Genomic DNA, 11,771 nt, shown 5'->3' on the forward strand with positions numbered 1-11,771 from the left:
TGTCGTGTGAAATCTATGCACGTAGCGCCGCCGGATCTGAACACCTCAGTCGCTAGAAGCTGTAACTATATGTCTGTACGACCAAGCCCGGTCATGGTCCCCGCTATGACCTGCCCCGACTGCGGCGCGCAGGTCGAACGGGCAGACGACCTCGGGGCCGGCCGCCGCGTCCACCGGGTGCGTATCCACGACGACGGGAGGGTAACTGTCGCAGGCGACGAGACGGTCACACTCTGGCACTGTGCGAACTGCGACCTCGTGGTCGGGTTCAGTTAGTGTCGGAGCGCTCGGGGTCACGGACCGCCTCGGCGACGTTGACGGCAGCGGCGTTCTCCGCCACGTCGTGGACCCGGACGACGTCGGCCCCGCGTTCGGCCGCGAGGGTCGTCCCAGCGATGGTCGCCTCCAGACAGTCGCCCGGGTCCTCGCCGACGAGGCCGAACAGCGACTTGTGGGAGTGACCGACCAGAATCGGACAGCCCAGCGCCCGGAACTCCGCCAGTCGGTCCAGTAGTTCGAAGCTCTCGACGGCCGATTTCCCGAAGCCGATGCCGGGGTCGACGAGAATCTGCTCGCGGTCCAGTCCGGCCTTCTCGGCCAGCAACACCCGTTCGGTCAACTGGTCGATGCAGTCCTCGACGACGTCGTCGTAGTGGATGTCACTGTCGGGGTCGACCGGCGTCTCGATGGAGTGCATCACGACGACGGGGACGTCGCGCTCGGCGGCGACCAGTCGCATCTCGGGGTCTTCGAGGCCGGAGACGTCGTTGAGGATGTCCGCGCCCGCGTCGAGGGCCGCCCGCGCGACGGCGGCCTTCCGCGTGTCGACGGAGACGTGGACGTCCATGTGGGCGAGGGCCTCGACGACGGGGACGACGCGGTCTATCTCCTCCGCGACCGGGACGACGTCCGCCCCCGGCCGGGTGGACTCGCCGCCGACGTCGAGGATGTCCGCGCCGTCTGCAACCATCTGCTCGGCGCGGGCGACGGCGTCCTCGACGGCGTTGTACTCCCCACCGTCGTGAAACGAGTCCGGCGTGATGTTGAGGATGCCCATGACGGCGGTGCCGTCCTCCCACGGATAGCCACGCGCGTCGTCTGGCTGCTGGATGTCCAGAGCCTCGCGAAGTTCGTCGGCGAACGTCGAGAGGCCGTAGGGCTGGCCGTCGAGTTTGTCGGTCAGCCGTCGGTACTGGGCCATCGTCGCCATCGTGACGACGTCGACGCGCTCCTCGTCCTGATCGTTCAGCCCGGAGATGGCACACTCACCGCCCAGCGACAGCAGTTCCTCCTTGAGGTACTGGGCCTGCCGCGGTTGGACGCGAGTTCGGAGGACGCGGTGGACGCCCTTCCCGCGCATCCGCCACGCGCCGGCGTCGGTGACGTGGGCGGCCTTGATTGTCTCGCGGGACTCCGAGATCGAGTCGACGCGTTTGGGAACCATCGCGCGCGCCCAGCGCGTACGGGCCTCCCGGACCGCATAGAGCGACCCGGTGACGAGGACGGCGTCGCCGTCGTCGGCCGCGTCGAGCGCCACCCCGAGCGCACCGGCCACGTCGTGGCGCGTCTCGACGTCCGCATCGGTTGCGGACCGGAACGCCTCGGCGACGACCGCCGGGCTCTCGGCCCGGTCGACGTTCGGTTCGCAGGCGACGGCGTGGTCGGCCGCCGACAGCGCCTCGGCGGCGCCCGCGTGGTCCTTATCGACCATCGCACCGACGACGACGTGCAGGTCGTCGTAGTCGAACGAGTCGAGCGTCTCGACGGTGCGTTCGAGGCCGCCGGGGTTGTGTGCGCCGTCGAGGACGACCAGTGGGTCCTCGCCCATCACCTCGAAGCGACCGGGCCAGTGGGCGTTTCGCAGGCCGCGTTCGAGGTCCGCCTGTGTCACGTCGGCGACCTGCCGGACGAGCGTCGCCGCGATACCGGCGTTGTGGGCCTGATGCTCGCCAAGCAGGGGGAGGTGGGTGTCGACGTGCCAGTCCGGACCGTCGACGGTGACCGCACCTTCGAGGCCGTCGCGACCGCCGTAGGTGACGGTCACGTCGACGTCGTCGCCGCCGCCGACGGTCACCACGTCGCCGGCCTGTTCGCGGACCGCGGCGAGGGCGTCGCCCGTGGCCCCGGTGACCAGCGACGCGTCGTCGGGCGCGACGTGGGCCTTGTCGCGGGCGATTTCCTCGACGGTATCCCCGAGGATGTGTGTGTGCTCTAGCGTGACCGACGTCACGGCGCTGGCGACGGGGTCGACGACGCTGGTGGCGTCGTATCGCCCGCCGATGCCGACTTCCAGTACCGCGACGTCGACGTCCTGTCGGTCGAACTCCCAGAGGGCGAAGGCGGTCAGCGTCTCGAAGAAGGTCGGTGACTCCCCGTCGGCACCCCGTTCGGTGACGTACGGTTCGACCGTCTCGACGAACTCGACGAGCGCGGCCTCGGGTACCTTCCGTCCGTTGACTCTGATGCGTTCGCGTACGTCGTCGAGATGCGGCGAGGTGTAGAGGCCGACGTCCAGTCCGGCCTCCCGGAGGGCGCGCTCGACCATCCGGGCGGTCGAGCCCTTCCCGTTAGAGCCGGCGATCTGGACACAGCGAAGACCCTCGTGTGGGTCGTCGATATCGGACAACAGGCCCCGCGTGGCGTCGGTGCCGGCCCGTGACGCGAACCGGCGCAACTCGAAGAGGAAGTTCGCGGCCTCGTGGAACTCCATACCCGGAACAATCGGAGCCGCGCGCTTTAGCCTGTCGGACCGGTGTACGCATCGAACGAGGCCGCCAACTCGGCCGAGCGCCGTCGCCAACAGGCCCCTACTGCTCGTCTCGCCGGTCGTCCTGTATCCAGCGGACGACGGCCCCGCTCACCGCGAGGAAGGCCACGCCGAGCAACGGCGCGACGTCGACGGTCCCACCGGGCCGCGGCGTCGGTTCGTCGACCGTCTCCGCGTCGCCGCTCTCGGACTCGGTCTGCCGGTCGCGCGCGTCCTTCGTGGCCCACTCGACGTTCGAGCGGTCCTCGGTCCGTCCGTTCGGTTCGGCGTCCTCGGGCGTCGGTTCCTCGTCGAGAACGGTACTGGAGACGGACTCGCCGTGTTCGGCCGACGAGTCGTCCGGGGCCGGTGTCTCGTGGACGCCCTCAGTTTCCGGACTCGACTCGGCGGCCGCCGTCTCCCTGTCGGACGGCCCTGCCGTCGGTCGGTCGACCTTCGTCGTCGGCGGTGGTGTCTCCCCACCCGCGAGGGACCCGTCGTCGCCACCGTCACGTCGGCGGTACCACCAGATACCGACCGTCGCAATCCCGAGGAGGACCAGCGAGACGCCGACTCCCAGCAGCCCCCACTCACGGAGTGCCGACGGCGCTTCCTCCTCGGCCCCTGTGTCGGCGTCCGGGCCGCACTCTGTCTCCGCCGTGGTGCCCCGACTGCCTGCGGGCGCAGTCCCTGCGACCGCCTCGTCGGCCACCGTCGACGCCTCGGCCTCGGCGACGGCGACGCCGGGAACCGCGTCCAGTACCCGCGCGACGACGCCGGCGTCCACGTCGACACGGAGAATCGTGTAGTCGCCCATACCACGAACGACGGCCGGACGCGATTTAAATCCGCGTGACCGCGGTCCGGGGCCATCCGACGGCCGGCGACTGAGTCGCTACGTCTCCGTTTCGACCTCTCGGTCGTCGGCGAGGTCACGCTGTTTGGCCGCGTCGACGGCACTCTCGCGCGTGGTCTCGACGGGACCGGACCCTGCCCGTCCGTCCTCGTCCAGTAACGCCTGTAGTTCCGCTTCGAGTTCCGCCTCCGAGAGGTCCCCGTCGACGTAGCGTTCGGTGAGTTCGGCGCGCCGCGCTTCGACGGACGGTTCGAACCGGTCGCCGAGGCCGAGTGCGGCGAGCGGCGGCAGGACCGACTCGACGCGACGGAAGAAACCGGCCGCGCGCTGGCTTTTCGGCATAGACGCCCGACTGGCGAGTTCCGAGAGGAGCGCGGCGAGACAGACCACGTCGAGGCCGGCGAGGACGAGCGTCCCGAGAATCCACGCGGCGACGATACCCAGAATCGGGCCCCCGGTCAGGAGCGTCGACAGGGTCGCTACGAGGCCGACGGCGGCGACGCCGACGGCGCCCAGCGTCGACAGGACGACGCCGGCAAACAGTAGCCAGTGGCGGTTTTCCGAGACCCAGCTCACAGTCCCACTAGTCACAGACGGGGCATATGGGTTTGGTCATCAGTCCCTGTCGTGTCCGTTGACGGGAACGTAGGACCGACCAGAATCGGAGAAGCCACCAAGCACCCACTCGCGAACCGTGAGCCGGTTTTTCTTTCCGGCCTCGCGGGCCGACGCCAGCCGCCGTTCAGTCGTCTGGAAGTAGTTGACGACGGTGACCAACACTACGCCGCCGATAGAGTTGCCCAGCAGGACGGGGACGACGAACTGCGAGACGCCGACCCAGAGCGCGAGTTCGCCGTTGAAGACGAGATACAGCATCTCCGTCGCGGAGACGACGACGTGATAGAGGTTCCCGAACGGGATAGCGAGAAACGAGACGTACACGAGCGCCAGTCGCGAGATGCTGTCGCGAAGCGAGTAGTCGACCCAGACGACGCCAGCGACTATGAGGCCGGCGAACACCGCTTTCGAGAACAGCGTCCACCAGGGCGTCTCGATGGCCTTCTGTGCGAACCCCTCTGCCGCCGAGGCCGCCGCCGGCGAGAGCACGCCGGTCGAGGAGAGCGCGAGCGCACCGAGCAACCCGCCCGCGAGGTTGGCGAGGAGGACGAGTCCCCAGATGCGCATCAACGACGGCAGACTCGCCAGCCGTTCGAGGGTCAGCGCGACCGGCGGCAACGTGTTCTCGGTGTACAACTGGTAGTCCCCGAGGATGATGAAGACGAACCCGAGCGGGTAAAGCAGCGCGCTCAGAACCGGGTCGCCGTCCGTCGACGCGTACAGCGACGCGTACAGCAGGAACGTGACGGTGATGGCAAACCCCGCGGCAAGTCCGCTGAAGAACAGTTCCCGCGTGGTGGCGGTAATCTCTTCGTCTGCCGCGACGACGATGCGCTGGAATATTTCGTCGGCCGAGAACCTGTCGCGGATGGTGTGCCCACCCGCCGGTGCTCCGCTCTGTGAGACGTCGACGGCGTCACGGACTGCCGTTTCCCGGTCAGTATCGTCCGGCATAGACCCACGGTTTACGACCGCTTTTGAAGCCTCTTTCGGGACGCTCCCGGCCGCGTCCGAACCACCGACGGCACACGCGCCCGTCGTCAGTCGTGTCTGAACGACCGCTGGCCGGTGAACACCATCGCGATGTCGTGTTCGTCGGCCGCCTCGATGACGCTCTCGTCGTTCTTCGACCCGCCGGGCTGGATGACCGCCTCGATGCCGGCCTCGGCGGCGTGTTCGATGCCGTCCGGGAACGGGAAGAAGGCGTCCGAGGCCATCACGGCGCCCTCGGCGTCCTTGCCCTCGGCGTGTTCCTCGGCCTTCATCGCAGCGAGTCGGACGGCGTCGACGCGGGAGACCTGTCCCATGCCGATGCCGACCGTCTCGGTGCCCTTCGCGAAGAGGATGCCGTTCGATTTCACGTGCTTCAGCGTGTGCCACGCGAACAGCATCGACGCTATCTGCTCGTCGGTCGGTTCCCGGTCGGTGACGACTTCGAGGTCCTCGGCTGTGAGGTGCTGGGTGTCTCGCTCCTGTACGAGACGGCCGCCGACGAGTGGCTTCTCGGTCAGCGTGTCCGTGACCTCGAAGTTGTCAGTCACCTCGAGGACGCGGAGGTTCTCCTTCTGGCAGAGGACGTCGAGTGCCGCGTCGGTGTAGCCCGGCGCGACGACGACTTCCTTGAACGAGTCGATGATCTGTTCGGCCGTGGCGGCGTCACACTCGCGGTTGAGCGCGACGATGCCGCCGAACGCGCTCATCGGGTCCGTCGAGAGGGCCTTCTCGTAGGCGTCCGAAAGCGTATCGGCCGTCGCACAGCCCGCGGGGTTGGTGTGCTTGATGACGGCCGCCGCTGGCTCCTCGAACTCCTTGATGAGGTTCAGTGCGCCGTCGGCGTCGTTGTAGTTGTTGTACGACAGGCCCTTCGCGCCCTCGTTCAACTGGTCGGCGTGGACGACGCTGGCCTCGGAGACAGTGGTATCGGCGTACAGCGCAGCGTCCTGATGGGGGTTCTCCCCGTAGCGGAGGTCGGCGGCCCGGTCGTCGGAGACGAGGCGGCGTGCAGGGAAGTTCCCGCCTTCGTCGCCCTCGACGTCGACGGTACCGGACTCCCAGTCGATATCGACGCGGTCCTCGGCGAACCACTTGATGACGCGTGGGTACGCAGTGAACTCGCCCTGATAGAGGACGCGCTCTTTCAGGTCGTCTTCGCCGTCGCCCTCGAAGACCGGGATGGGTTCCTGCGTGACGATGGGGCCGCCGTCGACCGTCTCGTCGACGACGTGGACGGTACACCCAGTCACCTTCACGCCCGATTCGATGACCTGCTCGTGGGTGTCCGCGCCGGGGAAGTTCGGCAGGAGCGAGGGGTGGACGTTCAGCGTCGTCGGCGCGTTATCGAGGAACGTCTCACTGAGGATACGCATGTAGCCGTCCAGTGTCACGAGGTCGAAGTCGTACTCCGAGAGCGCCGAGAGGACGCGTTCCTCGTGGGCCTCGCGGGCCTCGTCGTCCTCGCGCTCGACGACTTCCGTCGGGATGCCGCGCTCGGCGGCCGCCTCCAGGACGGGCGCGTCGGCGTCGTTCGTCAGCACGACGGCGAATTCCGCCCCGCCCGGGGCGCGGTCCGCGATGTTCATCAGGTTCCGGCCACGGTTGCTGGCCATACCGGCGAGTTTCATACCTGAGTGGCGGGTGGGGCCGTGCAAAGTAGTTGCGAAACGAACGCTGAGCGTATGAACACGACGGACACGGGCGTCGTTGTCACACGCACCGAGTCGGTGCCGTGTCGATGTTCCTTTGTAGCCGGCCCGTTCAGTCGCGGATATGTCGAAGCTACGGTGTCAGCAGGCTGGAGCCGTCGCCGCGTTCGGTGGACTCCTGTGGGTCGGCTGGACCGTGGCACTGAGCGTCACCGGTCGCGAGAGGGACTGGATTCTGGTCGCCGTCTCGCTCTCGGCACTGGGCGTCGTCGCCGGCCACTACGCCGTCGAGAGCTTCCACGGCGCCCGGATGAAGCGACCCGGCACCGGTGGAGCGTGGCTGGGAGCGGCCGGCGGCGTCGTCTTCGCCGCCGGCCAACTGCTCCGGGCGCTCACCGGGGTCGGTGAGGTGGTCGTCGGACTGGGCGTCCTCGCGCTCGTCGGCGGATCGCTGCTTACGAGCGTCGGCCTCGTCAGGACCCGCGTCCAGCCGCCGTGGCTCGGCGTCTCGCTCGCCGTCGGGACCGTCGCGTTCCTCGGGTTCGACCTCTCGACGTGGGCGGCGCTCCCGTACGGACTGGCGTGGCTCGCGCTCGGACAGGACCTCTATCGATACGACCCGCCGGACGGCCGATTCGGGGACGCGAACGCGGATTACGGTTGGTTGGGGTAGCGATGGGCGCGACCGGCGGGAGCGCACTCGCTGTGCCGCTAGACTGTCGACGGCGCCAGTACTACCGCCGAAAGTCTGAGGTAGCTCCCTCGTGACGTGGCGCACGTGCCAGACCAAGACAGCGACCCGGTGGCGGCGGCGCTCTCCGGGTCGACCGACCTCTACGACGTCGCCGAGTGGGAACCGCGGTCCGCCCTCGACGGCTTCTCGGTCAGACTCTACGGAGCGTTGCACGCGTCCCGGCGCTGGCTCCTCATCGCGCTCGCCGTGCTCCTGTTTGTCGCCCAGCTAGCCGGGACGGTCCTGCTGGCGGTTCGACGGCCGGAACTCGGTGCGCTGGGGGCGTTGTCGGTCGTCCCTGCGCTGGCTATCGTCGGCTACCTCTGGTACGGCGATCCGACGATGCGCGAACCGCTCGAACCGCTCGCCGTCACGTTCGTCCTCGCCATCCTCTTCGCCAGCATCGCCGCGCTGGTCAACACGCTACTCCAACCGCTCTTCACCTGGATTCCCGTCGTCGGGATGGCGCTGTTCTTCTTCGTCGTCGTCGGCCCCATCGAGGAGACGGTGAAGTGGCTCGCCATTCGCGTCGGCGGCTACGGCACTATCGATGCCGTCGTCGACGGCGTGGTGTACGGCGCCGTCGCCGGCCTCGGCTTCGCGACCATCGAGAACGCGCTGTACATCTCGCAAGGGTACACGCAGGCGGCGTCGGCCCAGAACGGTGACCCCATCGTGGCGGCGCTCCAGACGGCGACCAGCAGAGCGTTCGTCGGCCCGGGCCACGTGCTGTACTCGTCGTTCGCCGGCTACTACCTCGGACTGGCGAAGTTCAACCCCGACGACGCCGGCCCCATCGTCGTCAAGGGCATCGTCGTCGCGGCGCTCATCCACGCCGTCTACAACACCTCGGTGACGTACCTCCCGCAGCTCCTCCCGTGGAATGCGGTCGTCTTCGTCGGCTTCGTCGTCGCCTTCGACGCCGCCGTCGGCTACCTCCTCTACCGCAAACTCCGGCGGTATCGGGACCACTACGAACGCGCGACGAACGCGTAGGCCGACGACGAGACGACACGCTTTTTCGGGCCTCCCTCGGAGAGTCGAGTATGACCGAGAGAGGGCCACTATCCGCCGTGTCGCCGCTCGACGGGCGGTACGCCCGCTACACCGAACCGCTCGTCCCGTACGCAAGCGAGCGGGCGCTGATGCGCGCTCGCGTCGAAGTCGAAGTCGAGTACCTGCTGGCGCTCGCCGACCTCGATACGACGCCGCTCTCTATCGACACGGACCAGCGGTCGGCCCTGCGAGGGCTGTACGAGTCCTTCGACGACGAGGACGCAGACGTCGTCAAGCAACTGGAGACGGAGGGATACGGGGAGTACACCGCCACCAACCACGACGTGAAGGCCATCGAGTACTTCATCCGTCTGGGCATGCCCGAGGGCCTCGACGCCGACAACTGGATTCACTTCGGCCTGACCAGCGAGGACGTCAACAACCTCGCGCACCGTCTCCTCGTCAAGCCGGCCGCCGAGGAGGTGCTGGTGCCGGAACTGCGCGAGATTCGGGACACGCTCGTCGAGATGGCCCACGAGTACGGCGACGTGCCGATGCTGGCCCGAACGCACGGCCAGCCAGCGACCCCCACGACGTTCGGCAAGGAGATGGCCGTCTACGCCTCCCGACTCGGGCAGGCTATCGCGCGAGTCGAACGCGCCGCCGACGACCTCTCCGGGAAACTCGCGGGCGCGTCGGGCACCTACGCCGCCCACCACGCGGCCTACCCCGACGTGGACTGGCCGGCCTTCGCCGAGTCGTTCGTCGGGTCGCTCGGACTGGACCACGAACCGCTGACGACGCAGGTCAACCCGTGCGACGACCTCGAAGTCCTGTTCGACGCCTTGCGCGGTGCGAACAACGTCCTGCTCGACATGGACCTCGACATGTGGCTGTACGTCTCGGACCGCTACCTCGGACAGGAGACGGTCGAGGGCGAGACGGGGTCCTCGACGATGCCACACAAGGTCAACCCCATCGACTTCGAGAACAGCGAGGGGAACCTCTCGAAAGCCAACTCCGACCTCGTCTTTTTGGGCGATTACGTCACCAACTCCCGCCTCCAGCGTGACCTCTCGGATTCGACGGTCAAGCGCAACATCGGTGCCGCCTTCGCCCACTGTCTCGTCGGCTACGGCAAGTGCCAGAACGGCCTCGCGAAGGTCGTCCCCAACGAGCAGGTGATGCGAGAGGAACTCGACGCCACCCCCGAAATCATCGGCGAGGCCGTCCAGACAATCCTCCGCCGCGAGGGACACGACGACGCCTACGAACAGGTAAAGAAGGCCACGCGCGGCCGTGAGGTGACTATCGAGGACTTCCGCGAGATGTTCGCGGACCTCGAGGTGAGCGAGTCGGTGCGCGCGGAATTGGACGCACTGACGCCGGCGGGGTATACGGGTATCGCGTCGGACTTGGCAGACGACGTGTAGGGTGGCGTCGACGGCGGGACGGTCTCACGCCCGTTCGAGCGGGACGGCGGAGACGTCCCCGTCGCTGTCTGCGGTCACCTCGTACCCGCTGTACTCGAACGTGACGCTCCCGGGCGCGTCACAGAAGATGGCGTCCAGCGCGTCGCCGTCGATAGCGGGATAGAGCGTCTCCGAGAGGTCCGTCGGGTCGACGCCCTCCGCCTCTGCCACGGCCATAACCACTCTGTTGCTCAACTGGTCGTCTGAACCCATACCGCCCGGTATCGACTGGTCCTTTGAATCTCTGGTGGCCGTAAGTATCCCTTACAGGGACAGTTTGGCGCTCACACGTCGCTCGCGAGAGCGCGTGGAGGGTGCGCACTGCGCTCGGAGGGCGACGAGAGAACGGAACGCTCAGGTGTCGTCCCGCCTACCAATCGGTAGATGGTTCTCGGTACCGACTCCCGTATCCTGACGCTGGCGTTCGCCCGGATGGCCGACGCGCTGGGCAACTCCTTTCTCATCATCGTCCTCCCCCTGTACATCGCCAGCGGGCAGGTCACGCTCGCGGGTATCGTCGGCACCGAACTGTTCGGGTTCGTCCTCCGTCAGGAGACGCTCATCGGTCTGGTCCTCTCACTGTTTGGCCTGCTGAACTCCTTTGGCCAACCGCTCACCGGTCGGCTCTCGGACCGAACGGGCCGCCGTCGGGCGTTCGTCCTCACGGGACTGGTCCTCTTTGCTATCGGAAGCGCCGCCTACCCGTTCCTCACCTCGTACTGGTCGGTGCTGGCGGCCCGGGCGTTTCAGGGCATCGGCGCGGCCTTTACCATCCCCGCGACGATCGCGCTGGTCAACGACTACGCCGAGAGCGACAGCGAACGCGGCGGGAACTTCGGCGTCTTCAACACGTTCCGTCTCGTCGGCTTCGGGTTCGGGCCGATAATCGCGGGCGTCGTCATCACCGGTGGCCTCGGTGCCGAGGGCGTCGTCTCCTACGTCCTCGGCGGACTGACGTTCTCCGGGTTCACGGCCGCCTTCGCCGTCGCCGTCCTCGGGGCCGTCGTCAGTTTCGCACTGGTGGCGCTGCTCATCGAGGACCCACCGGTGGCCGAGGACGCCGCCAGTAAAGACCTCTCTATCGCCGTGATGGACCCGGACGGGAACGGACTGGACTCGGTGTTCGTCCTCGGCGTCGGTACGTTCATGATGGCGACGACCATCGCGCTGTTCGCGACGCTGGAGGGCCCGATCCGGATGCGACTCGACGAGTCGACGTTCATGTTCAGCGTCCAGTTCGCCGCCGTCGTCATCGCGAACGTCCTCCTACAGGTGCCCATCGGCCGGGCGAGCGACCGATTCGGTCGCCGTCCGTTCGTCGTCGCCGGGTTCGTCGTCCTCGTCCCGTCGGTCTACGCGCAGGGTATCGTCACCGACCCGTGGCTGATGCTCGGCGCGCGGTTCGTACAGGGTATCGCCGTCGCCCTCGTGTTCGCGCCGTCGCTGGCGCTCGCCGGTGACCTCGCGGGGGCGCGCGGGTCGGGGACGACGCTGTCGGTGCTGACGATGGCCTTCGGCCTCGGCGTCGCCGTCGGCCCCCTCGCGTCCGGCGTGCTGTTCAACCTCGGAAGCTTCAGCACCCCCTTCACCGTCGGCACGGCGATGGCCCTGTTCGCGCTCGGACTGACCTACTGGCAGGTCGAGGAGACGCTGGCCGTGGGCGAGGAGTCCCCACGACCCTCCCCACAGGACTGACCGCGAGCGTTAA

General features: G+C 67.8%; 11 protein-coding genes. 5 read left to right on the top strand and 6 right to left on the bottom strand.

Annotated features, from left to right (window positions below; genetic code table 11):
* Nucleotides 1-93: 93 nt before the first annotated feature.
* Nucleotides 94-276 carry a hypothetical protein gene (locus G9465_RS07995; RefSeq protein ID WP_166968763.1) on the top strand — a complete coding sequence of 61 codons (183 nt, stop codon included), beginning with the start codon at nt 94-96 and terminating at the stop codon, nt 274-276.
* On the opposite strand, the gene folP is transcribed toward G9465_RS07995, so the two are convergent.
* The 5 genes from folP to purH form a co-directional block, all read right to left on the bottom strand.
* Nucleotides 269-2,710, bottom strand: a complete 2,442-nt coding sequence (folP, locus tag G9465_RS08000; protein WP_166968765.1) for a dihydropteroate synthase — start codon at nt 2,708-2,710, stop codon at nt 269-271. The genes G9465_RS07995 and folP overlap by 8 nt on opposite strands.
* Nucleotides 2,711-2,807: 97 nt before the next feature.
* Entirely contained in the window at nt 2,808-3,563 is a 756-nt protein-coding gene (locus G9465_RS08005) for a hypothetical protein (protein ID WP_166968767.1), read from the bottom strand.
* 78 nt (nt 3,564-3,641) lie between these two features.
* Nucleotides 3,642-4,178 carry a hypothetical protein gene (locus tag G9465_RS08010; RefSeq protein WP_166968769.1) on the bottom strand — a complete coding sequence of 179 codons (537 nt, stop codon included), beginning with the start codon at nt 4,176-4,178 and terminating at the stop codon, nt 3,642-3,644.
* A gap of 39 nt (nt 4,179-4,217) precedes the next feature.
* Nucleotides 4,218-5,174: a formate/nitrite transporter family protein gene (locus tag G9465_RS08015; protein ID WP_166968771.1), complete on the bottom strand. Its 957-nt coding sequence runs from the start codon at nt 5,172-5,174 to the stop codon at nt 4,218-4,220.
* A gap of 86 nt (nt 5,175-5,260) precedes the next feature.
* Complete coding sequence (gene purH / locus G9465_RS08020) at nt 5,261-6,841, bottom strand: bifunctional phosphoribosylaminoimidazolecarboxamide formyltransferase/IMP cyclohydrolase (RefSeq protein ID WP_166968773.1); 1,581 nt, start codon at nt 6,839-6,841, stop codon at nt 5,261-5,263.
* Nucleotides 6,842-6,986: 145 nt separating this feature from the next.
* On the opposite strand from purH, the gene G9465_RS08025 reads away from it, so the two are divergent.
* The 3 genes from G9465_RS08025 to purB all read left to right on the top strand — a co-directional run bounded on the left by G9465_RS08025 (nt 6,987) and on the right by purB (nt 10,024).
* Nucleotides 6,987-7,535 (top strand): hypothetical protein, encoded by a 549-nt coding sequence (locus G9465_RS08025; protein ID WP_166968775.1) that lies wholly within the window; start codon nt 6,987-6,989, stop codon nt 7,533-7,535.
* 105 nt (nt 7,536-7,640) lie between these two features.
* Complete coding sequence (locus G9465_RS08030) at nt 7,641-8,591, top strand: PrsW family intramembrane metalloprotease (RefSeq protein ID WP_166968776.1); 951 nt, start codon at nt 7,641-7,643, stop codon at nt 8,589-8,591.
* 50 nt (nt 8,592-8,641) lie between these two features.
* Nucleotides 8,642-10,024, top strand: a complete 1,383-nt coding sequence (gene purB / locus G9465_RS08035) for an adenylosuccinate lyase (protein ID WP_166968778.1) — start codon at nt 8,642-8,644, stop codon at nt 10,022-10,024.
* Nucleotides 10,025-10,048: 24 nt separating this feature from the next.
* On the opposite strand, the gene G9465_RS08040 is transcribed toward purB, so the two are convergent.
* Nucleotides 10,049-10,276 (bottom strand): HalOD1 output domain-containing protein, encoded by a 228-nt coding sequence (locus tag G9465_RS08040; RefSeq protein WP_166968780.1) that lies wholly within the window; start codon nt 10,274-10,276, stop codon nt 10,049-10,051.
* Between the two features lie 171 nt (nt 10,277-10,447).
* Here G9465_RS08040 and G9465_RS08045 point away from each other — a divergent pair, with 171 nt between their 5' ends.
* Nucleotides 10,448-11,758, top strand: a complete 1,311-nt coding sequence (locus G9465_RS08045; RefSeq protein WP_166968782.1) for an MFS transporter — start codon at nt 10,448-10,450, stop codon at nt 11,756-11,758.
* Nucleotides 11,759-11,771 lie beyond the last annotated feature (13 nt).

Origin of the sequence: Haloarcula sp. JP-L23 (assembly GCF_011602445.1) — an archaeon.
Lineage (GTDB): Archaea > Halobacteriota > Halobacteria > Halobacteriales > Haloarculaceae > Haloarcula > Haloarcula pellucida.